The organism is Rhizobium sp. TBD182 (assembly GCF_001950375.1).
GTDB classification, from domain to species: domain Bacteria; phylum Pseudomonadota; class Alphaproteobacteria; order Rhizobiales; family Rhizobiaceae; genus Agrobacterium; species Agrobacterium tumefaciens.
Genome location: NZ_BDLN01000007.1, coordinates 42,675 through 66,049 on the forward strand (window position 1 = coordinate 42,675; position 23,375 = coordinate 66,049).

Annotated in this window: 22 protein-coding genes; 1 reads left to right on the forward strand and 21 read right to left on the reverse strand. The window is 59.7% G+C overall.

Annotated features, from left to right (window positions below; all coding sequences use genetic code 11):
• Positions 1–59: 59 nt before the first annotated feature.
• The 12 genes from T18_RS19360 to T18_RS19415 all read right to left on the reverse strand — a co-directional run bounded on the left by T18_RS19360 (position 60) and on the right by T18_RS19415 (position 15,111).
• Positions 60–1,139: an LLM class flavin-dependent oxidoreductase gene (locus T18_RS19360; RefSeq protein WP_003518065.1), complete on the reverse strand. Its 1,080-nt coding sequence runs from the start codon at positions 1,137–1,139 to the stop codon at positions 60–62.
• Positions 1,136–2,875 (reverse strand): dipeptide ABC transporter ATP-binding protein, encoded by a 1,740-nt coding sequence (locus T18_RS19365; protein ID WP_003518066.1) that lies wholly within the window; start codon positions 2,873–2,875, stop codon positions 1,136–1,138. Before T18_RS19365 ends, T18_RS19360 begins: the two co-directional genes overlap by 4 nt.
• A complete protein-coding gene (locus T18_RS19370; RefSeq protein ID WP_038494564.1) occupies positions 2,854–3,690 on the reverse strand; it encodes an ABC transporter permease in 837 nt (278 codons plus the stop codon). The genes T18_RS19365 and T18_RS19370 overlap by 22 nt, the downstream gene beginning before the upstream one ends.
• Positions 3,687–4,694, reverse strand: a complete 1,008-nt coding sequence (locus T18_RS19375; RefSeq protein ID WP_003518071.1) for an ABC transporter permease — start codon at positions 4,692–4,694, stop codon at positions 3,687–3,689. Before T18_RS19375 ends, T18_RS19370 begins: the two co-directional genes overlap by 4 nt.
• Positions 4,695–4,731: 37 nt before the next feature.
• Positions 4,732–6,381 carry an ABC transporter substrate-binding protein gene (locus T18_RS19380; RefSeq protein ID WP_003518073.1) on the reverse strand — a complete coding sequence of 550 codons (1,650 nt, stop codon included), beginning with the start codon at positions 6,379–6,381 and terminating at the stop codon, positions 4,732–4,734.
• A gap of 461 nt (positions 6,382–6,842) precedes the next feature.
• Positions 6,843–9,137: a molybdopterin guanine dinucleotide-containing S/N-oxide reductase gene (locus T18_RS19385; RefSeq protein WP_003518075.1), complete on the reverse strand. Its 2,295-nt coding sequence runs from the start codon at positions 9,135–9,137 to the stop codon at positions 6,843–6,845.
• A gap of 18 nt (positions 9,138–9,155) precedes the next feature.
• Positions 9,156–10,562 carry an FAD-binding oxidoreductase gene (locus T18_RS19390; RefSeq protein WP_004431566.1) on the reverse strand — a complete coding sequence of 469 codons (1,407 nt, stop codon included), beginning with the start codon at positions 10,560–10,562 and terminating at the stop codon, positions 9,156–9,158.
• Between the two features lie 121 nt (positions 10,563–10,683).
• Entirely contained in the window at positions 10,684–11,286 is a 603-nt protein-coding gene (locus tag T18_RS19395) for a 2-hydroxychromene-2-carboxylate isomerase (RefSeq protein ID WP_004431567.1), read from the reverse strand.
• Positions 11,283–11,861 carry a TetR/AcrR family transcriptional regulator gene (locus T18_RS19400; RefSeq protein WP_004431568.1) on the reverse strand — a complete coding sequence of 193 codons (579 nt, stop codon included), beginning with the start codon at positions 11,859–11,861 and terminating at the stop codon, positions 11,283–11,285. Before T18_RS19400 ends, T18_RS19395 begins: the two co-directional genes overlap by 4 nt.
• 48 nt (positions 11,862–11,909) lie before the next feature.
• Positions 11,910–12,938, reverse strand: a complete 1,029-nt coding sequence (locus tag T18_RS19405) for a ketopantoate reductase family protein (protein WP_004431571.1) — start codon at positions 12,936–12,938, stop codon at positions 11,910–11,912.
• 320 nt (positions 12,939–13,258) lie between these two features.
• Positions 13,259–14,416, reverse strand: a complete 1,158-nt coding sequence (locus T18_RS19410; RefSeq protein ID WP_004431573.1) for an ATP-binding protein — start codon at positions 14,414–14,416, stop codon at positions 13,259–13,261.
• Positions 14,413–15,111 carry a response regulator gene (locus tag T18_RS19415; protein WP_004431575.1) on the reverse strand — a complete coding sequence of 233 codons (699 nt, stop codon included), beginning with the start codon at positions 15,109–15,111 and terminating at the stop codon, positions 14,413–14,415. Before T18_RS19415 ends, T18_RS19410 begins: the two co-directional genes overlap by 4 nt.
• 170 nt (positions 15,112–15,281) lie before the next feature.
• Between T18_RS19415 and T18_RS19420 the strand changes: the two genes are divergently transcribed.
• Complete coding sequence (locus tag T18_RS19420; protein WP_004431576.1) at positions 15,282–16,067, forward strand: phosphatase PAP2 family protein; 786 nt, start codon at positions 15,282–15,284, stop codon at positions 16,065–16,067.
• A 140-nt stretch (positions 16,068–16,207) separates the two neighbouring features.
• On the opposite strand, the gene T18_RS19425 is transcribed toward T18_RS19420, so the two are convergent.
• The 9 genes from T18_RS19425 to T18_RS19465 form a co-directional block, all read right to left on the reverse strand.
• Complete coding sequence (locus T18_RS19425) at positions 16,208–16,492, reverse strand: copper-binding protein (RefSeq protein ID WP_004431579.1); 285 nt, start codon at positions 16,490–16,492, stop codon at positions 16,208–16,210.
• Between the two features lie 24 nt (positions 16,493–16,516).
• A complete protein-coding gene (locus T18_RS19430) occupies positions 16,517–16,993 on the reverse strand; it encodes a plastocyanin/azurin family copper-binding protein (protein WP_004431582.1) in 477 nt (158 codons plus the stop codon).
• 41 nt (positions 16,994–17,034) lie between these two features.
• Entirely contained in the window at positions 17,035–18,384 is a 1,350-nt protein-coding gene (locus T18_RS19435) for a multicopper oxidase family protein (RefSeq protein ID WP_004431584.1), read from the reverse strand.
• Between the two features lie 14 nt (positions 18,385–18,398).
• The gene (locus T18_RS19440; RefSeq protein WP_038494569.1) at positions 18,399–19,862 is read right to left on the reverse strand and encodes a TolC family protein; all 1,464 of its coding nucleotides are present in this window, start codon (positions 19,860–19,862) and stop codon (positions 18,399–18,401) included.
• On the reverse strand, positions 19,859–20,089 hold the full coding sequence (locus T18_RS19445; RefSeq protein WP_004431588.1) for a hypothetical protein: 231 nt from the start codon (positions 20,087–20,089) through the stop codon (positions 19,859–19,861). Before T18_RS19445 ends, T18_RS19440 begins: the two co-directional genes overlap by 4 nt.
• An 87-nt stretch (positions 20,090–20,176) precedes the next feature.
• Positions 20,177–20,572 carry a hypothetical protein gene (locus tag T18_RS19450; protein ID WP_038494572.1) on the reverse strand — a complete coding sequence of 132 codons (396 nt, stop codon included), beginning with the start codon at positions 20,570–20,572 and terminating at the stop codon, positions 20,177–20,179.
• 88 nt (positions 20,573–20,660) lie between these two features.
• Entirely contained in the window at positions 20,661–21,584 is a 924-nt protein-coding gene (locus T18_RS19455; RefSeq protein WP_004431592.1) for a hypothetical protein, read from the reverse strand.
• Between the two features lie 123 nt (positions 21,585–21,707).
• Entirely contained in the window at positions 21,708–22,607 is a 900-nt protein-coding gene (locus T18_RS19460; RefSeq protein WP_038494576.1) for a helix-turn-helix transcriptional regulator, read from the reverse strand.
• 105 nt (positions 22,608–22,712) lie between these two features.
• Positions 22,713–23,159 (reverse strand): acetyltransferase, encoded by a 447-nt coding sequence (locus T18_RS19465; protein ID WP_004431596.1) that lies wholly within the window; start codon positions 23,157–23,159, stop codon positions 22,713–22,715.
• Positions 23,160–23,375: the final 216 nt, after the last annotated feature.

The following is a 23,375-nucleotide window of genomic DNA, read 5'->3' on the forward strand; positions in this document are numbered from 1 at the left end:
GCCGCGTTTCCGTCTTCAAGTCGCTGCCACGAAGTGGCAATCGCTCGGTGCCCTAACGGTTACAAGGTGGGCGACCAGCCCAGGCTCGGAGCCACCGTGTCCGCCAGATCGGTCAGCAGTTGTATGTTTTCGGCGAGACCGAAGGCAGGCGGCAAAAACAGCACGACCTCATCGGCTGCTGCAAGGCCCGGATCGTTGAATACCGATTCCAGCACCTGATCGGGCGTGCCCTGAAAAACGGGCGAAATTTGAAACCCCGCTGGCTGGGCTGCCTGTTCGAGAGCGCCTTTGGGGCGAGACGCGGCAATACCCTTGGTACGCCGCTCCAGATCATAGGCGGCGTATTTTTCGCGAAGCTCGGCCGTGGTGCCAACCAGGATGGAGGCGGCGACGGCGACCGGCGGCGGTTCCGTTGTCCATGTCTTGCGCCATGTGGAACGGAAGGCCTCGATGATGCGGGCCTGATATTCCCCGAAGCTCTCGCCTTCTGCCTGATCGTGCTGGACGGTTCCCGAGATAAGGCCGATGCCGAGTTCCGCCGCCTGCACAGCCGAAGCAATGCTTGCTGCACCCTGCCGGATGCGCGAACGCAGTGTCGGGCTATGCGGCGTGACACGCAGTGCCGTGCCCTCCGGGTTGGATTGGCCGCCTTCGACACGGTGCAGGACATCGCCAGCGATTGCCGAGAGGAAGCGGGCCTGACGACGCCTGGCCTCTGTGCGGGCATCGGTGTCGACCGTGCCGAATACCGCGTCAAAGGCGGCGTTTGCGCCGGTCGAAATGGCAAGTTCCAGTCGCCCATCAATCAAAAGATCGGTCGTGCCGGCCGCCTCGGCAAGCAGGATCGGATCCTGATAGCGCATGGGGATGACCGCAGAACCGAGCGTAATATGCCGGGTATGCTGGCCGGCAGCGGCGAAGAACGGAAGTGGCGAGGACAGATAGTGATCGAAATGCCGCTGATAGGCCCAGCCGGACTGGTAGCCCAGTTTTTCGGCAGCCTTGAACAGCTCGATACCCTCACGCAGCCCCTGCGCCGGCCCGGCATCGTCGCTGAAAGATACGCGGGTATTGAAGCCGAGCCGCTGTTTGGGGTGGAAAGACGTGGACGCAGTATCGATGGGTGCAGCGATGGTCATGCGATCTTTTCCTTATCGTGAACCCGCCGGGGCAGCGGCTGTGGCGCACGGGCGATGGTTGCGGCACCGGATGGGATCGATTCCAGCAGCGACGCGGTATAGGGGTGCTGCGGATTGTCGAAGATATCGACGACCGTTCCATGTTCGACGATACGCCCGCGCTGCATCACCGAAACGGTGTGGGCGAGCTGGCGTACCAGTGCCAGATCATGGGAGACGAAAACATAGGTCAGGCCGAGCTTCGCCTGCAGCGAGAGCAGCACATCGACGATGTCTGCCTGGACGCTGACATCAAGTGCGGAGGTCGGCTCGTCGAGCACGATCACATCCGGTCGGAGAACCAGCGCCCTTGCAATGGCAACGCGCTGGCGCTGGCCACCCGAAAGGGCCGTCGGCTTGCGGTTGAGAAGGTGTTCGCTCAAGCCCACATTGGCCAAAGCCTCACGAACAGTTTCGAGCCGTTCCGCACGGGTTCCGATCTTGAAACGATCAAGCGGCTCGCGCACCAGCTGTTCGACACTCCAGGTGGGATCAAGCGAGGTAAACGGGTTCTGGTAGACGAACTGAAGATGGCGCCAGGTTGCACGCAGCGACGTGCGGGAGCGGCCGGTCAATTCTTCGCCGGCTACCGATATTGTGCCGGTGTCGGGTTCCTCGAGGCCAAGCAGCAGCCGAATGGTTGTCGTCTTGCCAGAGCCGGACTCGCCAACCAGCGCATGGGTGGTACCTGCAGGCACGTTGAAGGAGACGTTGTTGACCGCCGTCAGCACCCTGTCGCCGACCCTGAAATTCTTGGTGACGGCATTGACCGCGATCTTTGGCGTCGTGGTGGACTCTGCCTTCAGCAGACGGAAACCCGGATCGCGCAGCCGGGCGTAGCGATCCGGATTGAGTGCCGGCACGTCCGCATGCAGCTTCCTTGCATAGGCAGAGGCCGGTGCGGAAAACACCGATGCGGTGCTTCCGGCTTCCTGAACCTTGCCACCCTTCAGGACTACCAGCGAATCCGCCCGTTCGGCGGCGATCGCCAGATCGTGTGTGATGAGGAGCAGGCTGATATCCAGCTCGTGCTGCAACCGCGAGAGCAGATCGAGGATCCGCTTCTGGATCGTCACATCGAGCGCAGACGTTGGCTCGTCTGCGACCAGAAGTGACGGGCGCGGCAGAACCGCAAGGCCTATGAGCACCCGCTGCAACATGCCGCCGGATAATTGGTGCGGGTAGGACTCGTAGACAACACCCGGGTTTTCCAATCCCACCTGCGCGAAGGTCTCGAGAATGAGGGCCTTGCGGATCGCCTTGTCAGGCTCGTCGAGAAGTGCGGCCGCCTCCATGGCCTGCGCGCCGATTGTCCGCACCGGATTGAGCGAATTGCCTGGATCCTGCGGGACAAAGCCGATGGCGCGTCCCCGCAGCGGTCGGAAGTTGCGCTCTGGCAGTCCCAATATCTCCTGATCACCAAAGGTGACGTGGCCGGTGGCATGTCCCCCGCTTGGCAAAAGCCGAAGGACCGCGCGGGCGATTGTCGATTTGCCGGAACCGGACTCGCCAATGAGGGCAAGGCTCTTGCCACGGCCGAGTTCGAAACCGACATTGCTGACGACCTCCTGGCCTCCATAGGCAACCGAAAGATCGTTGACCCGGAGAAGCGGGACAGGAGCCTGCTGCGGCTGCGGTCTGGCCGCAAAGGTAACGGGGCGGGCGATAGTGGTGGTCAGTCTGTCTTGCGTAGCCATCGGCTGATCCTGTTTACAGAGAGGACGGTCGCGATTGTGACGAAGGCGGGGGCGTATACGAGCCACGGCCATTTGAGGTAATCCTTGCCGATCGAGATCAGCAGGCCCCAGTCGGAGGCGGGCGGCGGGTCGCCGTATCCGAGAAAGGCAAGGCTTGCGATCACGAGGATCGACTCGCCGAACTGCAACACGGCAAGCGGCAGCACCGAGCGTGACGCGTTGGGCAGAACATGGCGCAGAAGGATGAACCAGCGCGAGCCGCCGAGCAGGTACGAAGCCTCCACGAATGTCGCCTGTCTGGTCTTGATGACCTCCGCACGCGTGACGCGGGCAAAGACCGCCACGGCGGAGACGCCGGTGGCGATGGCGGCATTGATGGTCTCGAAACCGATGGCGGTGACCACGATCACCGCCAGCAGAAACTTTGGAATTGCCAAGAGAACATCGACCAGCCGGGCAAGTGTGATATCGACCCAGCCGCCGAGAAAGCCCGCAAGAAGCCCGATGAGACCGCCAGCGAAGACGCCGATGACGACCGCGACGAGCGCGCTGGAGACGGAAGAGGACGTGCCATAAACGACGCGTGCGTAGACATCGCGGCCAAGGTGGTCGGTGCCGAACCAATGCGCAAGACTTGGGCCGAGCAATTTGTCCGTCGGCACCCCGACGACCGGGCTGTGACTGGTAAACAGGCCGGGCGCCAGTGACCAGGCGACGACGAGCGCGATAATGGCGACGGTCAGCGGTATCCGCAGGCCTGTCAGCCTGTTTGCAGGGGTCGCACCCGGCAGGGAAGCGTTCGAGGCGAAAGTCATGGTGTCACCGCCTTGGTGGTGGTGGAGGAATCCTCTGTAATGGCCAAGCGAGGCTTTCGCGCGCCGAGAATTTGCACGCGTGGATCGAGCAGGGGATAAAGAAGATCGGCAATCAGGTTGACGAGCACGAACACCACGGCTCCCAGCGAAACGATCGCTTGCAGGACAGGCAGGTCCTGCGTGCTCACGGAGCGCTGCACCAGGCTGCCGAGACCGGTTCGCCCAAAGACAGACTCGGTGATGAGTGAATTGCCAAGCAGTTCACCGACGGTGATGGCGATCACGGTGACGACGGGCAACGAGGCAGGCTTGAGCAGATGCTGTGCAAACAGCCGCGCCTGTCCGATGCCGCGGCTGCGGGCGACGGCCGCGTATTCCTGTTCTGCCTCCCTGTCGAGGTTCGCTATAAGCACCTCGGCGATTTGCGCAGAGAAAGGAATTCCGATTGTGATTGCGGCAAACACCGTTGCCCAGAAGCTATCTGGTTCGATAACGCGGAAGAGGCGCAGCTGAAAGCCGAAGAGATGGATCAGTATCAGGCCAATCACAAAATTCGGTGTCGAGAGAAACAGCGATGGGAAAGCTCGTAGCAATCCCTGGCCGTAGCGCTTTGGTACCACCTGGGTTCCGTAAGCAACGGCCATTGCCAGAATCAAGGCGACGGCGAGTCCCGTGGATGCAAGGATCAGTGTCGATGGCAGCACTTCAGCGATGAGGGTCGCCACCGGCCGGTTGGAGCGCATCGACATGCCCAGATCGCCAGTCAGAAACCCCGACAGGGACGACCACAGCTGCACGAGAACCGGTCTGTCGAGGCCCTGCGCGGCGATGATTTCCGCGATCTCCTGCTCGGTGAACCCGTTTTGCGGGTTCCGGAGCACGCTGGTGATCGGGTCGCCAGGCAGGATGCTGACGACCACGAAGGTGAAGACGTAGGCCAGCAGTATGACGACGACCGCCTGGCCAAGCCGCTTTGCGGCGTAGGTTAGGTAGGCATTGCTCATGCCGGTGACCTCCTTCAACGTTGCCCTGTTGTGCGCATCAGTCGCTGATGGAGGCGGTGTAGTAGCTGGCATAAGCCACGCCGTTATATACTTCGCCCTTCAGCTTCGGGGACTGCACGTAGATCCTCTGCACGATCTGCGTTCGCGGAATGAAATAGCCCTGCTCAAGCACATATTTCTGCAGCTCATCGAGAAGCGGGCTGCGCTCGTCGACAGAGCCGGCGCCGGCGATCTTGTCGCGCAATCCGTTGAGCGTCGCGTCGCGGTCGTCAAGGGCGAACCAGTTCTCGCCATTGTTGGCGTTGGTGAGAATGCTGGCGACGGTGCCTGCATCGATGAAGCTGCGCGTCACCTCATAGGTCGGGATGGCCGCACCGCCGAATTTGACCTTTTCACCAAAGGTCACGACGTCGTAAGCGCGGATAGCGACTTTCCAACCGAGCTTGCCGAGTTGCTGGGCAATGAGTTCATCGACCGACTTGGATGTCGCGAGATAGGGATTGGAGTGGATCGTCAGCGACAGCGGTTTGCCGTCTTTGGTCCGGATACCATCGGCGCCCTTGACCCAGCCCGCCTCGTCGAGCAGCTTTTCGGCCTTGGCGGGATCGTAAGCGAGAAGTGCGCTGTGGTCGGTCGCGCCCGGCACGTTGCTCTGGATGAAGGACGTGGCGAGCTTCCAGTCCGGCGTATAGACGGTGTCGATGATTTCCTGACGATTTACACCGGCCTGAAGTGCCTGGCGAACCTTCACATCATCATAGGGCGGAAGCTTGGTGTTGACCGCCCAGCCGTTGACGAAGCCGAGATAACGCGGCGTTGCGACGGTAAAGCCCTCTTCGTGCAGCGACTTCAGTTCCTGCGGCGAAGCATTATAGGCGACATCGGCCTGGCCGGACTGGACCGAGGCGACACGCAACGACGGTTCCGACACCAGCTTATAGGTGATGGAATCGAGGAAGGCCGGGCCGGTGTGGCCAACGGCGGCAGGACCCCAATTGTAGTCCTTGCGCTTGACCAGCTTGACGTAATCTCCCTCCTTCCAGGATTCGACCACATAGGGGCCGCTGCCGGAAGTCTTGCTGAGATCGGCCTGCTGGGTGGCGGGCTGGGCGATGGTCTTCGGCGAGATCAGGATCGAGCCGTGGTAACCGAGCGTCGGAATAAAGCCGAGCGTCGGCTTCTTGAAGAAGACCTTCACCGTGGATGCGTCCACCGCTTCAGCATGGTCGTAGGTCTTGGGGAAAAGACCGATCGGGTTGATGCCTTCGCTCTTGCGTCCGGCATACCAGATGTCGAGATTGGCGACGACCGCCGCTGCATCCAGCGGTGTGCCATCGGAGAAGGTCACGCCGTTTTTGAGGTGAAGCGTGAATTCGGTGGCATTGTCGTTCTGCTCCCAGCGCTCGGCAAGCCAGGGGCTGACCTTACCGTCGGCATCGACATAAAGCAGCTTATCGGCGACATGGCCCCAGATATGGCCCTGAAAGCTGGAAATGGCGCTGTTGTTCGGGATCCAGGTGTCGCCGAGAGAATCGATGAGGAAGGTAATGTCGCCGCCATTGCGTGGGGTATCGGCTGCCTCAACCGGAGCAGGCCCCATCGTCGTTAGAAGCGCGATTGCCCCTGCGAGAGTGGTGGTCAGCAGACCCCGACGGGAGAAGGAAAAAAGCGAAGAACGTATCGTCATTAAGAAATCCTGATTGGTCGCGTTGTTTCTTGTCTTTGTGATTTCAGGAACTATCGCCGCTCTGGCTGATCTTTTGCGGGCACACGAAAGGCTTCACACGACAGCCTTGCCGGTGGTTTCAATGTCCTGAAATCGGGAAAAATGTGCCTGCGTTACCTCTTGGAAGGTCCGACCGATGTTACGGCTTAGCCGTTACTTTCAGCCATTGACGGCTCGTTCGATCGCAGGCCGTGCTTGCTGATACATCGTGCGGTCATGACGCGGTCCCTTGTTTTGAAATTCGGTTCTTGATGTCTAACGTAGCAGGGTGGCCAGAAGGAGAAAGACCAGTTGTTCTTTTTCTATCGAATTAATGGATTATTTTGCCGCGGTTTCCGAAGGTGGTAGGATCAGCTTTTCCGACGCCCGAAATACGTTGGCGGTGCGATTTTTCAGGTAGTGCCGGAACACCCGTCCCTCACTTATTTTGCAAATGTCATCTTTTCGAAAATCCGCACCGGAGGCGCCTCACCGGCAAAACGTTCCACCTCCACTCTGGTAATCTGACCGGTCGATCCCTGCGCCAGTTTCGAGGTGCCGATGTCGCGCGTCAGGATGTTCGGATTGCCGTGAATGCACATCGCTTGCTCTGCATGCCGGTCATGCGGTTCGAACCACGCACCAGTTGCCAGCTGCATCACGCCGTTGCGCACATCCGTGCTCAGGACGGCTGCGGCGAGGCAGCTGCCACGACTGTTGAACAGCCTGATGATATCGCCATCGGCAATGCCCCGGCGGGCTGCATCTTCGGGGTTGATGCGCACGGGTTCCCGGCCCTTAATCTTGGTGGAGCGGCTGAAGGCGCCATAGTCGAGCTGGCTGTGCAGACGCTGATGCGGCTGATTGCAGACCAGATGCAGCGGATAGAGCGCTTCGTCTTCCGGTTTCGTCCTGCCGGGATACCATTGCGGATGGCCGCCGCAATCGTCATAGCCGAAACCCTCGATCGTCTCGGAGAAGATTTCGATTTTACCGGATGGTGTCTTCAGAGGGAAGGCTATGGGATCATCACGGAAGGCACGCGCAGGCCCTCCGTCATCCGGCTTGAGCGGCAGACCTATCTCTCCACGTTCCCAGAACGTTTCGAAATCGGGAGCCTCGTACCCACCGGCGGCAAGCGCCCCACGCGTTGTTTCATAGAGGAAGGCAAGCCATTCCCGGCTGCTGCGGCCTTCGGTGAAGGTTTCGAATTTGTCGAGCCGGCGCGCGATCTCGGAGAAGATTTCGTAGTCGTCGCGCGCCTCACCAACCGGTTCGATCAGCTTTTTCATCGCGATCATCAGAGGATCGCGGTCGGCGGCGCCAATGTCGTCGCGCTCCAGAGTTGTCGTCGCCGGCAGCACGACATCGGCATGCCGCGCAGATGATGTCCATGCGGTTTCGTGCACGATGATGGTCTCGGGCCGTCTGAACGCTGCCCGTAGTCGGTTGATATCCTGATGGTGGTGGAACGGGTTACCACCCGCCCAGTAAACCAAGCGGATATCGGGATAGTGCATCCTCTGGCCGTTATAGTGAAATTCCCCACCAGGATTGAGCAGCATGTCGGCGATGCGCGCGACCGGAATGAAATCCGCGACCGGGTTTTTGAACTGGTTAAGTGTCGGCAGGGGAACGGCCAGCAGGTTCTTGCCGACATTGCCCAAAGCGCCGAGGGAATAGGAATATCCGCCGCCGTCGAGGCCAATCTGACCGAGCATGGCGGCAAGAACGATCCCTAGCCAGACGGGTTGCTCACCATAATCGGCGCGCTGAAGCGAATGGCTGACAGTGATCAATGTTCTCGCGCGCGCCATGGTGCGGGCGAGTTCCCTAATAGTTTCCGTGCCGATGCCGCAGAGCCCGGAAGCCCATTCGGGGCTTTTCGCCACACCATCGGTCCGGCCGAGCAGGTAGTCTTCGAAACGCTGATAGCCGACGGCATAGCGGTCAAGAAACGCCCGATCGTGCAGGCCCTCGGTGACGAGAACATGCGCAAGTCCGAGCATCAGCGCGACATCGGTACCGGGTATGACCGGCAGCCACTCCGCATTGAGGTCTTTCGGAAAATCGTCTTTTAGCGGGCTGATCAGCACGAATCGCGCGCCGCGTGCGCGTGCGCCATTCAGCTTCTGTGGCACGATATGCACGCTGTTGCCGCCGCCATGCACGTCCGTATTCTTTATCGCCATGCCGCCGAAGGCGACGATCAATTCGCTGCTGCGCTCGATTGCATCCCAGGTAACGCTCTTGCGGTCGAAATGATCGTAGGGTCCGAGCACATGCGGAATGATGACCATCGCCGCGCCTGAACTATAGGTGTTGACGGAGCGCACATATCCGCCAAGCGTGTTCAGAAAACGGTGGACCTGGCTTTGCGCGTGATGGAAACGTCCGGCGCTCGACCAGCCGTAGGAGCCGCCGAACACGGCCTGTGGGCCGTAATCGCCGTAAACCCTTTGAAGCTCCTTCGCGACGAGGTCCGCCGCCTGCGGCCAATCGACCTCCACATAGTCGTCCGCCCCGCGTATCTGCGCGTTGCCCGGTTTTCCCTCCAGCCAGCCGCGCCTGACCGCCGGACGCCGGATGCGCGCGGCGCTATCGGCGATTGCCGGCAGATTGGCGAGCAAGGGCGAGGGGTGTGGATCGTCCGGATGTGGACGGATATCGAGCTTGCCATTCCGGTAGCTGCCGGAAAAGGCGCCCCAGTGGGAGCTGTGGGTCTTGTAATTATCCATCTGCGAAATCCCGCACGGTCAAAGCGTTTCTCGGCGGCTGGGCAAGTCTTGGCTCGGCAGGATCTTGCCCGGGTTCATGATGTCAGCCGGATCTATGGCTTTTTTGATGATCGCCATGAGGTCCACCGCGTCGCCGTGTTCCTGCCGCAGATAAGCGATCTTGCCGGTGCCAACCCCATGCTCGCCGGTGGAAGTGCCGCCAACCGAGATGGCGTGCTGCACCATCTTCTTGTTGATTGCCGCCACCTCGTCGAGTTCGGTTTGATTTGCAGGATCTACGGCGAAGACCACATGATAGTTGCCATCGCCGACATGGCCGAGAATGGCGGCGGGCACGCTGCAGTCGCGTAGCAATTCCCGGGTCCTGACGATGCAGCCGCTCAACTCGGATACCGGCACGCAGACATCGGAAGACCAGCCCTTGGCGTTCAGGCGCTGCGAGACCACGGCGTAAAACGCGTTGTGGCGCGCCTTCCACAGGCGGTTGCGGTCCTCCGGCGCATTCGCCCATTCGAAATCCCTGCCGCCATTATCTTCCACTATGGCAGCGACCATCTCGACCTGCTCCTTCACGCCAGCAGGCGAGCCGTGGAACTCGAAGGCGAGCGTGTCCTCGACCTTGAGGGAAAGACTGGAATAGGCGTTGACGGCCTCGATCAGGCCACGGTCCATTAATTCCATTCTCGCAACTGGAATGCCGAGCTGCACGACCGTAATGGCTGCCGCAACAGCCTGTTCGACGCTTTCGAAGGAGCAAAGTGCAGCTGAGATGGTTTCGGGAATTCCGTAGAGTCGCAACGTCACTTCCGTGATGATGCCGAGCGTCCCCTCGGAGCCGACGAACAGCCGCGTTAGGTCATAACCTGCTGATGATTTACGCGCCCGCCCGCCGGTGCGGATGACCTGGCCGTTGGGCAAGACGACTGTCAGCGACAGCACGTTTTCTCGCATTGTGCCGTAACGCACGGCGTTTGTGCCGGAAGCGCGGGTTGCGGCCATGCCGCCGATAGACGCATTGGCGCCAGGATCGATCGGAAAGAACAGGCCCATGTCGCGCAGATGTGTGTTCAGTTGCTCGCGCGTGACCCCGGCCTCCACCGTGCAATCGAGATCCTCGGCGCTGATGCGGACGATTTTCGACATGCGCGACAGATCGACCGAGACACCGCCACGCACTGCCGTTAGATGGCCTTCGAGCGAAGTGCCGGTGCCGAAGGCGATGACGGGAACACCTTCAGCGGCGCAAAGCCGCACGGTTTCCGCCACATCATCCGTGCTCTCGGCGAAAACGACGGCATCGGGGATCGCCGGCGTATGGTGGGATTCGCCACGGCCGTGTTGTTCCCGCAATGCCTGCGCGGTGGAAAAACGCTCGCCGAAACGGTTGCGCAAAGCGTTCGAGAGAGCGGGAGGCAGTGCGCTCATCGCGATACTCCGCGCGAAGAGGGCGGGAAAAGAGACATGAGAAACTCCACGGGAATGGTCTGGAGAGAGCCATGGCCGGGTTGCGGCCACGGCGTGACAGTCACCCGGTTTTCGGCTGGGATCAGGCGGCCAGTTTTTCGCCCTTGAGATGACGTTCGAGGAAAGGCAGGCTGTCCTGTCCCCAATACAGTTCGTCCTCGTAGCGGAATGTCGGAAGCCCGAACACACCGGCTGCCTTTGCGGCCTCATAATTGGCTTTCCGGATGTCTTCCACGGCATCGCTTCCGCCGCGTTCGTCCAGCGCCGCACCGTCGAAACCAGCTTTGTCAGCGATTGCGCGGCGAACTTCGGCATTGCCAATATCTTGGCCTCCTTCCCAGAAAGCTTCCTGAAGCGCCTTGGTCAGCCTCAACCAGTCCTCGCGCGCATCGATCGCGGCAATGACCATGAAGCCGGCCGGCGTGGGATCGGAAAGGGCGGCGCGATTGTCGAAGTTAAGGGACTTGCCGCGCAACGCCGCCCATCGCTTCAAATCCTTCGTCCAATAGGCGCGGCGCGCTTCCGGACGGTTGCGTGAGTAGATGGCGCCATTATCCTCGATCAGCGGGATGACATAGGGCCGTATCGTGGCGTTGTGCTCGGCGGCGAGCGCGGCGAAAGGCTCCAGGCCGAGAAAGGCCCAGGGGGAGCCGATGCCGAAGAAGTAGTCGATGGTCTTGGTCATATCTTGTCTCCTGAGGATATCTTGCCGGTGGCGAGATCGAACACCGAGAGCGCACAGTCCCGGGCGATGAGTACGGCATGCGGATCGCGCCCGACCGCGACCGTGGCAAGTGCGCCTTCGTAAAGAAGCGAAAGGTGGGAGGCGGCCTGATCCAGTCGCACCCCCGCTTTAGACATGACGGTCTCGAAAATATCCCGCACCATTCTTTTGTGGGTTCGAGCTACGGTGACGACGCGTTCGGAATCGCCGTGTTCGGCAACCGCGAGTGCAAAGGCGCAGCCCCTGAATTCAGGGCTGTCGGCCTTCTCGTAAAGCCGCTCGAAAATCACCTGCAGCTGGTCCCTTGGATCAATCGTCGCCGTCAGAACATCCTTCAGCGAGCGAATGACACGATCGTGGCGATCCTGAAGATAGGCCGCGACAAGATGATCCTTGGACGGAAAATGCCGATAGAGAGTAGCTTTTGCGACCTTCGCTTCTTCGATGATGCGGTCGATACCGACCGCCCGGATACCTTCGGTATAAAACAGCGCGCCGGCGGCGGTGAGAATCTGGTCTGGAATGGCTTCTCTCATTTTATCGCTTCAGCTTGGTGGTTTCATGGGAAGAACGGGTCGCACGCATCATTGCGCGGCGGCGAGACCGGTTTTGTCGCGCTCGTGGAGCTGCCCGACAAAAGAAAGGATCGCGTCAAGCGGCACCGCCTTCGAGAAGCCGCCCTGATGCGCCAGCCTGCCGCCAAGAGACTGGATAGCCTCGTTATACGGTGTCGCGACGTTATGCAGACGGCCGAGCAGCACAATCTCACCGTTGAGAAAGTCGACCTCGCTGGAAGCGCCCCGGGCAAAGCTCTGCCAGGTCGATTGCTGGCCGGGCTGAATGCCGCTGTTTTGAGCGATGCTCCAGCCTGAAATATCGACAGCCCGTTCAGAGGGAGAGGCGAGATTGTAGCCTGCTATCTCAAGCGTCTGGCGGGCTTCATTGACCAGCGCTTCGGCAATCGATGCTCGCAGATCGTCTTCTCCGTCGAACAGATCCAGCGCGTTGCGGACGTTATGAAGCAGTTTTGCCGATTTCCAGCGGCGGATATCGCTGCTGGTTTCCGCAAGATAATTGGCGCGTGTGAGGTCTGCGGCAATCTCCTTCGCCGTTTCATCGGAACCGGCCGGGAAGCGCCCGATCGTGACCACGCCGACCTGCGGATTGCCGGCCGCCGCAACCGCGCCGGTTTGTGTAAACCGGGCAGGGGTCAGAATACTGGCGCCGTAGACATTGGCGAAGGTCCTGAGCGCCAGCGCTTCCGTCGCCAGACCGTTCTGAAAGGTAACCACCGGCAACTGCGTGGCTGTTAGACCTTCCACGCCGGATACCTGTCGCCATGACCAGTCTGCCAGAGTGGCTGCCGCATCCTGCGTTTTGACGGTCAGCAGCAGGATATCGTCGGGCGCCAGGTCCGGCGGAGCGGATACGTCGAAGGCGTTCAGCCTTATTTGCTGCGTGCCTGAGGGGCGTTGGTAGCTCAGCCCCTGTTCAATGATGGAGGCAATTTGTGCGCCGCGTCCGACCAGAGCATATTTGATGCCGGAAAGCTCGAACTGTGCGGCAAGGCTTGCGCCAACCGCGCCTGCGCCAATGATAACGTATCGTGTCACCTTTTCCTCCAATTCTACCGGGCCGATAATGCGCCAGTATCAATTGCAGCGGTGCAGTTTGCTGGATCGATACGGGATTTCGCTCAACATCGGTCCTCCCTGACGGCGACCAATGATGACAGCTAAACTAGGCATGAGGAGCGCCTCAAGAAAGACAGGTCGTTCTTTTTCTATCTATTTTATAGAAAATAATTCGGCGTAGGGAAAATTTGCGATCACCTTATTCCCGACAGCAGTCCTGGCGCGGTGAAACCCTGGAATAAGCCCCAACGAAGCACACCGTCAGCGCGCATGGGAGAGCATCAACTCGCCGGGATTTTTCAGGAGGCCGCCTTGAAGAGAACCGTGACGACGGTTCCGCCGTCTTGTCGCGGATCTATCTGCAAATCGCTGTCATGCGCGCTTGCGATCGCTCGAGCAATCGACAGGCCGAGGCCGGTGCCACCGGTCTTACGTGCACGCGACGGCTCTGTGCGCCAGAAGAGTTCGATGCCGTGTGCCTCGATGCCGGGGGGAAAACCCGGCCCCTTGTCTTCGATTGTTATGAAGGGACGTCCTTCCCGGACTCCGGTCGAGCAGAAGAGGCTCTTCCCGCTCGCCGCATAGCGGCGTACATTATCCATCAGGATGAGCAGTAGCTGTTGAAGGCGTTGAGGGTCGCCGCTAATTGGAGCCGTCTGCAGCGACATATCGAGACGAATTCCTGCCTCTTCGAGAAGAGGCCGTGCCGCCTCCGCCACGGCCGCGCATTCGGTAGCGAGATCGAGTGGCCGCATCTCCGTAACGAGACTGTTGGTTTCTGCCAGCGAAAGCGTCCGCAGATCGTCGACGAGACGCGCAAGTCCTTCCACATGGCCGATTAGGTGGCGAATGGCCTGCTTGTCGAGCGGAAAGACGTCATCGGCAATGCCGTGTAAACGGCCTTGCAGGATGGTCAGCGGGGTGCGCAGCTCGTGGGCTACCGCCATGGTGTTGAACTTCAACCGGCGCTCCATCATCTGAAGCTCCTGCGTCAAAGTCTCGAAACTGTCGACCAGAAATCCGACTTCGGCGATGCGGCTCGCCTTGATCTTTGCGCCTCCGCTGAAGTCGCCCGTCGCCATGCGCCGCGCCGCGTCGGCAAGTTCGCCGAGAGGTGCTGCAATGCGCCGGGAGATGAAATAACCAAGCAAGCTGCACAGGAAGACACCGAGCAATCCGAAGAGGAACACCGATTTGAGAAGTTCGCTATCTGCCTGGTCCTCCAGGCCCGGTAAAACCTCGATAAGGGCCTGAAGCTGGCGCTGATCCGGCATCACGCCCCGGTCAATATCCGAGAAAGCCTTGGCGGCATCAGGCGACAGTTGGGCAAGGATGCGCTCCTCAATGGTGTCCGAATACCAGGAAACGCCGAAATAGACCAACGCAACCGCAAAGATGAGCATTGTGGTGATTGTGATCGCCGTCATCGTGCGCAGGCGGAGCCGCCGGAACCTCATGATGTCTGCTCCCTGGCAAGTCGGTAGCCGATGCTGCGCACCGACACCAGATAACCGCCAGCACCGTGATCCGTCAGTTTTTTACGCAGATTGGCGATGTGCGTATCGACCGTGCGTGCCAGCGCATCGCTTTCCGGCAGGCAGGCATCCAGAAGATCGGCCCGCTGAAAGGCATAGGTGGGGCGACGCGTCATATGGGCAAGAATTCTGAATTCGCTGAGCGTCAACGGCAGAACGGTTCGTCCCGCATCGCTGCAAACAGCCGCGATGTAAGCTTCGGTATCTATTTCGATGGCGCCGAAACGCAGGATCCCTCCGCCAGTTGGCTGACGCGAGCGTTTTAGAACGGCATTTACCCGGGCGACCATTTCCTGCGGGTTGAAAGGTTTGACGATGTAGTCGTCGGCACCCAGGCGCAGACCGGTCAGCTTGTCCATATCTTCGGCAAGGGCGGTGACCATGATGATCGGCGTATCACGCTCCCGCCGGATGCGTGTCAGCACATCGATGCCATCGAGCTTCGGTAGCCCGATGTCGAGAAGAATGAGATCCGGCCGCAGCATGGAGAAATGCGTCATGGCCGTCTCGCCATCCCCGGCTCTAACGGTTCTGTATCCGTCACGAATGAGATAGGCGTCCAGAATCTGCATGATGTCGGGGTCGTCTTCGACGATGAGAATGAGACCTTTGTCCATGCTGACCTTACGAACTTACTGATATTACCGCTTTATTGCCGGGACGCTAAGCCGACGCAAAGCGCCGGGCAAGAGCCGTCTCACGAGATAGATGCGGCAGGCACGCTTTTCCTCTCAGTCTTGGGACTTCCTCCGCAGAACCTTGACATTTCTACGGAAGAAAGCTGGCCATGCACCAGTATCTCTCCCATAAGACCGAACAGAAATGGCCAGGCCGGCCCGAAAAGCCGAAGTTCCGCTTTGCCGTCATCCCCACGGCGCGCCAGACTTTCGCATGGGTTTCCGGCAGCCCATCTCTGCTCGCGCTTTCGACCACGCTTGCAATGATGGTCTTCTTCACTGTCAGGCCGGATATCGATCTTGACGCCAGTCGCTGGTTCTGGACAGATGGTTTTCGTCTTGGCGAGGATCAATTCTTGATTTCCGTCCGCGATCTGAACCGCGCACTTCCCGCCATTTTATTGTCCACGCTTGTCTGCCTGCTCCTTGCAACGCCATTTGTCTCCGGCGTGCGGCGTGCCATCCGCCCTCACAAACTGCTACTTGTTCTCACCTTTTATGCGCTTGGGCCGGGTGCGACCGTGCATGTGCTGAAAAACCTGTTCGGACGTGCCAGACCGCGGCATATCAGTGAATTCGGGGCAGATTTGTTTTTTACGCCCGTTCTTTCCCTCGATGGCAGCTGTTCGCGCAACTGCTCCTTTCCGTCCGGCGAAAGCGCGTCCGCAATCGCCCTGCTGGCGTTCATCATCTTCCTGCCGGAAAAATTCCGCCTGAGCGCCACGGCGATCTTGATGCCGTTCATCGTGCTTTGCTCCCTAAACAGGGCAGCTATGGGCGCACATTTTCTCTCCGATGTCCTGATTGCATGGCCACTGATGCTCGCCGTGTTCCTCTCACTGCATCGGCTGTTCACGAAGCATGCGGACACAATCGACACTGCGTTTCTGCGCTAATTCATGGGAATACGGCATAGCGCCGAACAAAGGTCATGCCCTGAGCAATAAATTTGTGTTCGGGGTTCGTCCGCCGCCTGCTCAAATCGCACATGCCCGTGCCTGTGGTCTGGTACGGGCATGTGCAGACGAGGACTGCCTTATTTCACCTGGGCTACGACCAGCTTGCCATCCGCACGTTCGGCGATGAACTCGATGTTCGCGCCTTCCTTGAGCTTGGCGAGCAGGGCATCGTCCTTGACGCGGAACACCATCGTCATGGCGGGCATGTCGAGGTTCTTCAGTTCCTCATGAATGATGGTGACTTTCTTGGCGGTAGCGTCGACCTTCTTCACCGTACCCTTGGTGAATTCCTGTGCGAATGCGCCAAAGGGGGCTGTAAGCAACAGAGCGGCTGCAAGGGTAATTTTAACGATCGTCTTCATGGTCAGATTCCTTTTTTCGATTGGTTACTTGGCCGAAACTTTGAGATCGCCGCGCATGCCGGCCTCGTAATGTCCGGGCTTCAGGCAGGCGAATTCGAACATGCCGTCATTGGTGAATTTCCAGATAATTTCGCCACTTTCGCCCGGCGCAAGGCTGATTGCGTTCGGATTGTCGTGTTCCATCTCCGGGGCCTTTGCCATGGCGGCCTTGTGCTCCAGATTTGCGCTCTGTTCGTCGAGAATGAATTCATGGTCCAGCTCGCCGACATTCTTCACGGCAAAGCGAACGGTCTTGCCCTTCTTGAATTCGAACTTGGCGGGCGTGAACAGCATCTTGCCATCAGGCGTTTCCTTCATGGTGACCTGTATGGTCTGGGTTACCTTGGATTTGTCGCCGGGTTCGCCGATCGCCATCGCTTCATGGCCGCCGCCGTGGGTGCCCGATGCGAAGGCGGGTGTGGCAAGAGCGGTGAGAAGCAGTGCAAGTTTCAGTCTGGTCATCGAATTTTTCCTTGGTTCTGGTGGGGATATGGTCTGCACGATCAGCCGTGTTTCATCGGTTTCGGCGTGATCTGTGTTTTCGGATCATTGGTCTTTTCGGTATCCGGCACGTCGCCGGTCCATTCCCAGGCCTGGGTACCGGGCGGGTTTTGGTACCAGCCGGGATCTGAGTAATCGCCCGCGGAAATGCCTTCGCGGACCTTCACCACGGAGAACATGCCGCCCATTTCGATGGGGCCGTGCGGACCCCAGCCGGTCATCATGGGAACGGTGTTCTCAGGGATTTCCATCTCCATCGCGCCCATATCGGCCATGCCGGCTGTACCCATCGGCATGTATTCCGGCCGCACCTTGCGGATCTTTTCGGTGACGGTCTTCTTGTCGACGCCGATGAAGGTTGGGACATCGTGTCCCATCGCATTCATCGTGTGGTGCGACTTGTGGCAATGGATCGCCCAGTCGCCGACATATTTGGCGTCGAATTCATAGGCCCGCATGGCGCCGACGGGGATGTCGATGCTGACCTCCGGCCACCGGGCCTCGGGCCGCACCCAGCCGCCATCCGTGCACGTCACCTCGAAATCATAGCCGTGCATGTGGATCGGGTGGTTGGTCATGGTCAGGTTGCCGACCCTGACACGCACCCGGTCGTCCTTGGAGACCACCAGCGGATCGATGCCCGGAAATACCCGGCTGTTCCATGACCACAGATTGAAGTCCGTCATGGTCATGATTTTCGGAACGTAGGAGCCGGGATTGATGTCGAAGGCGTTGATCAGGAACACGAAGTCGCGATCAACAGGCATGAAGGTCGGGTCCTTTGGATGGACCACGAAAAAGCCCATCATGCCCATCGCCATCTGCACCATCTCGTCTGAATGCGGGTGGTACATGAAGGTGCCGGACTTCACGAGATCGAACTCGTAGACGAAGGTCTTGCCAACGGGGATATGCGGTTGCGACAGGCCGCCGACACCGTCCATGCCTGATGGCAGGATCATGCCGTGCCAGTGCACCGTTGTATGTTCCGGCAGCTTGTTGGTCACGAAAATCCGCACCCGGTCGCCTTCTACGGCCTCGATGGTCGGGCCGGGTGACTGGCCGTTATAGCCCCAGAGGCGGGCGGTCATGCCCTCCGCCATCTCGCGTTCCACTGGCTCGGCGACAAGGTGGAATTCCTTGACGCCATTGTTCATCCGGAAAGGCAGGGTCCAGCCGTTGAGGGTGACGACCGGATTGTAATCGGGACCGGTAGTGGGCTTGACGGGGGCTTGCGTTGCTGCCGTTTCCATCACGGCAGCTTCCGGCAGGCTGCTATTCGATGTCTTTGCCCAGGCCGCCGTGGAGACCATTGCGGCGCCGACGCCCAGAAAGTTTCTTCTATTGAACATGGTCGTTTCCTCTCTCAGTGTCCGCCACCGCTGCCGCCACCAGTGGCGGCAACTTCGGTCTCCGCGCCTGCCGTACCCGCGCCACCGCCGTAGATGGCGGGCGCAAGGCCGGCTTCCGCGAGCCAGAAGTCACGTTTGGCATTGATGGCGAGCAGGTTCGAATTGACCTTTTCGCGGCTGTCGGCGAGCAGTTCGAAGGTGTTGGTGACCATGCCGTTATAGGTCAGCAGCGACTCCTCCTCGATCTTGGTCCGCAGCGGCACCACGCTGTTGCGATAGTGCCGGGCGATGTCGTAGTTCGAGCGATAGGCCTGATAGGCGGAGCGGGCTTCGGAGCGGATATTGACCGCTTTTTCGGCCAGCAGGTTTGCTGCGCGCATATAGGCGAGTTCGGATTCCCGCATTCTTGCCCGACCGGAATCGAAGATCGGAATGACGAATTCCAGCTCGGCATTGCCCGTCGTCTGTTTGTGTTTTTCGCCGTCTTCAAGTTCGCGTTCGGTCTCGAAGCCGGAACGAAGTTCTAGATCGGTGACGTATCGGGTGGCTTCTGTGAGTTTGAACGACCGGGCGGTCGATTCCAGATCGAGCTTCGCCATCTGCAAATCCACCCGGCGCTGCAGCGCCTCAGCCTCGATCATCTCACGTTTGGCCAGATCCTTTGGAAGCTGGGGCAGGCGGTTGGGGATGGAGTAGTCTATGTCCGCGCCCCACAGGCCCATCAGCCTTGTCAGTTCCTCCTTCGCAAGCCGGGCTTCAAGCCGCGCCTTGGCGATCTGGCCGGTCAGTTCGGCATAGAAGACCTGCTCGCGAGCCTGGCCTTCCTTGTTCAGCGAGCCTGCTTCGCCAAGCTTCCTCGCAAGTTCCGAGGCGGCATCCGCGGCTGTCTGGGCCTGCGCCAGCTGGCCGACATTTTCCCAGGCAGCAACCGCCGTGATCCAGGCGCGGCGGGTATCTGCCGCCAATTGCAACGTCTTCAGCGCGGCTGCGAGCTGCGCCTTTCGGAAGCCGGTATCGGCAATCTCGACATTCTGTTTGAGCGTGGCCAGTGCCAGAATATTGGTGACGATCACACCCTCGATCGCCTTGTAGGCCCGGAGCCCCGGAGTGCCGATCCCCGTCAATCCGATGCCGACCCTCGGATTGACCAGCATGGTCGATTGCCAGGCGGTTGCGGCCGATTCACCCAGATCGGCATAGGCCGCCTGAAGGCCCTTGTTGTTGAGGAGCGCGACCTGAACCGCCGTCTCGACATCGATTGTTTTCGCTGACATCAGCGATTTGACGCGGGTTGCGGTTGCCTGCGCCTCGGCCCGGTTCTGTATCCAGACAGTCTGCTTTCCTGTCGCCTCGGTCGCCCTGGCCGAAACGGTGGTGAAGCCTGCGTTCTTCGAGGTGTAGTCGGTGGCCGTGACGCAGCCGCCAAGAACGAGCGGGACGGAAAGGACGGCCGTGAGTTTGATCACGCGTAGCGTCATGATGCGTCTCCTTTCGGAGCCTGCGCATCGTTCTGATTACGCCAGGGCTTCGGGTCCACCGGAGCACGGTGCGAGTAACCTGTGACCGGTGTCTGATAACGCAGAGGGGTGACGCCGAGCGACGGGTTTGCCGCGTCTTCATACGAGGCGGCCTCGTTCATCGAGGATGTGGCTGTGCAGCCGCCCAGCAAAAGGGGCGCTGCAACCACGATGTAGATAGGGTTCATGGTAATTTCCGAACAGGAGATGCAACGGCGCGACGGCGCTAAAGCCGTTCACGCACGATCATTGCCCGAGAGGCGGGCTTTGCCTGTTCAGATATTCGGTGGACGGTGAAGCAGCGGGATCTGGCCCACGGTCTTGCTGTCGTCAAGGAAGGAACGGATGGAATTGACGACTGGTCCGCCAAGGGCGTCATGCGCAATCAGTACCGCCATGCCGAGACAGAAATCGTTGCAGCATTCCGGCTTCACGGGCTTTTTGACGCCGCTGTCGTGGTCTGCCGTATCCATATTATGGTGGTCGCTGGACATCATGGCCGAACCGCCATGATCCATCATGATGGCGGATTGGGTGGTCTGCATTTCCGCGGTATCGGGACCATGCATTGCGGCATTGACGGTGGAAACGCTGTATCCCGCCAGTGACAATATCATCACCAGTCGAAACAGCAGTGCCGTCAATTTCGATGTTCGCAACATCCCACGCATGCCCTGTAGAAGAGCCGCAGTCCTGAAGTTTGTCAATGGATATCGCTCATAACCATCAATAAATAGCACGTCTGCCGGTTCTTAAACCTTACATTGTCTCCATAAAGGCATCGTCGAGAATGAGGAGTTTACGTGCCTGCATGCGGGCATATTCCTCGTAAAAGCCCGTGGAGATCCAGAGAGCGGAACGCCCCTTCCGTCCGCTCCAGCCGATGCCGCCGATCAGTTCGGCCGCGCCAAGCTTGCGCCTGACATGGATTCGGGAAAGGGAGAGCGATGCCGCCAGTTGCGATGCTGTTTTCACATCCGTCAGGTGTCTGCCCTGTTCTGTCGGCTTTTCCCAGTCGATCCCGGCGATCAGGCGGTCCATCAGCAGCCCGCCCGCGTCGAACCAGTTGAAGATGATGGACAGCGGGCCCGGGCAACGTACCTCCGGATTGGAAAGCAGCGCCTGCGCCACGCGGGGATGGATGTGTGCGAGCATGGTTTCGGACCGCTCGATGAACCGAGAGGCCCTGAACCCCTCATCGATGAGGTCCAGCGCCTGAAAATGCACGTCGTACCATTGGGCAAGCATCGCCAGGGTGGACGGTGAAGGCACCACGCCATCGGCCGGCTTTTCGCCGGCTTGGTGCGCCGGTCTCGTCAGGCCGCGTTTCAGCGCCTCTTTGAAGAAGGCATAGGCGACATCATGGCTTGCAAGGCCGTGTTGGAGCGCGAGTTGGCCGAAATCTTCCCGCGTCAGGGCGGGTTCGTCCGTTCTGGTCTTGCGCTTTTGAAAATAGAGCGCCAACAGCGCGTGGCAAAGAAGCCGGCTCTGGCGCGTGGCGAAAAGCGCGGTCATGTCGGGTGAACCTTCGTAGAGGGTGATGAAACTTCCCGCCAGCAGCCGTAGTGCTGCCGCGAAAGCACCCGTTTGAAGCAACCGGTCGATTTCGCTGGGTGGTAGCCTGCGGCCAACGGTAGAGGCGTCCGGCAACCCGGAGATCGCGAAATCGAAAAAATTGGTCATGGGCAGCGCTCCTCGAATTGCCGGCACCACCCTCCTTGCGGAGTGTAATGAGGATTGGATGATCCATCGGCCTTACAGGGGTCGGGATGAGGCGTCTTCTCATTGCGCGCAGAGGTGACACGTTTAGGCCGTCGGCATGCCCGTGGCGCGGGCTTCGCCGGGCGTCATGCCATAGGTGCCGCTGAACACCCGGTAAAAGGTTGGAAGACTGTCGAAGCCGCAGCCATACGCGACCTGCGTGATTGGCAAGGCGGGAGATTCCAGCAGCAGGCGTCGCGCTTCCTCGATCCGCATGGAGGCGAGCGTGCGGGAAAAAGACAGCTCCGCGCCTTCGAAAACGACGTGCAGTTGCCGAAGCGAAATGCCCAGTTCCTTTGCCACTGCGGCAGGCGTGAGGTTCTGCCAGGACTTTTTGCGCATCATGATGTCCTGGGCCGCATAACAAAGCCCGGTGCGGAGTGCGGCGCGCACTTCCGGCATTGCAGGCGAAAGCCGTCCACGCGCCGTCATGGCTAATCGGGCGATATGCGTCACATCGCGCACGGGATCGATGAGCCTGCCGCGTTCGGCGTTCAGCGCGTTGAAGAGCGCCCGGAACGGCCGGGAGAAGGCGGTCTTGTCGGCGTAACGCGTGGCAAACAAGTCATCAGCCGGTCGGCCAAGCATGACTTCGTCGTCGACAGGGATCTTGAGCATCTTGTAGTGAAAATCCGCCTCACCGCCGGGTATCGCGTCATAGGGCAAGTCCGAATAGTTGATGGTGAAATCACCGCCGCTGACGGCATGGATCCTGTCTCGACCGGCATGCAGCAACCCCGAACCCTTCACCTGCAAGCCAATGCAGAGGCTGTCGCCGGCAATGCGGGCAATATCGGCTTCCGTGCGGTTGACCCGGTATGAGGAAGCGCGCATTTCGCTTACGACGGCGCCTGCGACAGAGCGCGCCTGAAAAGACCCGCTGAAGGCCCGGCGGCGATCCGGCGCAAGCTCGATCGTTACGCCAAACAGGCTTTTGCCGCGCACTTCGCGCCATTGGTCGAAGCGGTGCTCGGGCCGAAAATCCTCGGTTGCGAAACGGATGATGGTGTTCGTGGCTTGCTCCCCCCAGATGAGCCATGTCCCCGCGGCTTATTGTTCGGTTGCGCGAAACCCAAGATGGACGAGCGGATAGGGCCGTCCCTGCCCGTCGAGGTCGGAGCGTCCCGTCGGCTTGAACCCGAGCCGGCGATAAAAGCCCATGGCCTGCGTATTCTGTTCGTTGACATCGGTTGTCAGCGCGGGGTGTGCGGTAAGCGCTGCCTGCACGAGCGCCTTGCCGATGCCTCTGCCGTGATAATCCGGATCGATGAAAAGCGCTTCCATGTGCCCTTCATGCAGAAACATGAACCCGAGAGGCTTATCCGACGCATCGACGGCTAGCATCAAAGCGGCCTCGGGAAGAAAAGCCGTCACTTCTTCCTCGATTGCGGCGCGATCCGCTCTGTGAAGAAAATCATGGGTAGCGTCTACGGCCTTACGCCATATTTCAAGGATGCGGGCCGTGTCGCGAGCGTTGGCGGGACGAAATGTGATCATCCCTCACCCTTAGCAATTGCGGCGTTTTTGCGCCATGGGTCTTTTCCGCAAGGCGTTTTCCCATTCGCTAAATCCCCGCAGCCAAACGCCGCAGTCTTATCCCGCATATTTCTTCGATCTCCGGTGCCTGACGTTTTTCTCGAAAAAAGTCCTTGCAAAAGGGTCCGATAAAAAAATAGATAAAAATAAGTTCTATCTATTTATTTGAAGGGAAAA

Excerpts from the sequence above, each read along its gene's own strand:
- T18_RS19360 (WP_003518065.1), bottom strand. The coding sequence starts at position 1,139 with ATGACCATCGCTGCACCCATCGATACTGCGTCCACGTCTTTCCACCCC.
- T18_RS19450 (WP_038494572.1), bottom strand. The coding sequence starts at position 20,572 with ATGCGTGGGATGTTGCGAACATCGAAATTGACGGCACTGCTGTTTCGA.
- T18_RS19445 (WP_004431588.1), bottom strand. The coding sequence starts at position 20,089 with ATGAACCCTATCTACATCGTGGTTGCAGCGCCCCTTTTGCTGGGCGGC.
- T18_RS19400 (WP_004431568.1), bottom strand. The coding sequence starts at position 11,861 with ATGAGAGAAGCCATTCCAGACCAGATTCTCACCGCCGCCGGCGCGCTG.
- T18_RS19435 (WP_004431584.1), bottom strand. The coding sequence starts at position 18,384 with ATGTTCAATAGAAGAAACTTTCTGGGCGTCGGCGCCGCAATGGTCTCC.
- T18_RS19425 (WP_004431579.1), bottom strand. The coding sequence starts at position 16,492 with ATGAAGACGATCGTTAAAATTACCCTTGCAGCCGCTCTGTTGCTTACA.
- T18_RS19385 (WP_003518075.1), bottom strand. The coding sequence starts at position 9,137 with ATGGATAATTACAAGACCCACAGCTCCCACTGGGGCGCCTTTTCCGGC.
- T18_RS19415 (WP_004431575.1), bottom strand. The coding sequence starts at position 15,111 with ATGGACAAAGGTCTCATTCTCATCGTCGAAGACGACCCCGACATCATG.
- T18_RS19395 (WP_004431567.1), bottom strand. The coding sequence starts at position 11,286 with ATGACCAAGACCATCGACTACTTCTTCGGCATCGGCTCCCCCTGGGCC.
- T18_RS19410 (WP_004431573.1), bottom strand. The coding sequence starts at position 14,416 with ATGAGGTTCCGGCGGCTCCGCCTGCGCACGATGACGGCGATCACAATC.
- T18_RS19365 (WP_003518066.1), bottom strand. The coding sequence starts at position 2,875 with ATGGCTACGCAAGACAGACTGACCACCACTATCGCCCGCCCCGTTACC.
- T18_RS19420 (WP_004431576.1), top strand. The coding sequence starts at position 15,282 with ATGCACCAGTATCTCTCCCATAAGACCGAACAGAAATGGCCAGGCCGG.
- T18_RS19465 (WP_004431596.1), bottom strand. The coding sequence starts at position 23,159 with ATGATCACATTTCGTCCCGCCAACGCTCGCGACACGGCCCGCATCCTT.
- T18_RS19430 (WP_004431582.1), bottom strand. The coding sequence starts at position 16,993 with ATGACCAGACTGAAACTTGCACTGCTTCTCACCGCTCTTGCCACACCC.
- T18_RS19440 (WP_038494569.1), bottom strand. The coding sequence starts at position 19,862 with ATGACGCTACGCGTGATCAAACTCACGGCCGTCCTTTCCGTCCCGCTC.
- T18_RS19455 (WP_004431592.1), bottom strand. The coding sequence starts at position 21,584 with ATGACCAATTTTTTCGATTTCGCGATCTCCGGGTTGCCGGACGCCTCT.
- T18_RS19390 (WP_004431566.1), bottom strand. The coding sequence starts at position 10,562 with ATGAGCGCACTGCCTCCCGCTCTCTCGAACGCTTTGCGCAACCGTTTC.
- T18_RS19370 (WP_038494564.1), bottom strand. The coding sequence starts at position 3,690 with ATGACTTTCGCCTCGAACGCTTCCCTGCCGGGTGCGACCCCTGCAAAC.
- T18_RS19380 (WP_003518073.1), bottom strand. The coding sequence starts at position 6,381 with ATGACGATACGTTCTTCGCTTTTTTCCTTCTCCCGTCGGGGTCTGCTG.
- T18_RS19375 (WP_003518071.1), bottom strand. The coding sequence starts at position 4,694 with ATGAGCAATGCCTACCTAACCTACGCCGCAAAGCGGCTTGGCCAGGCG.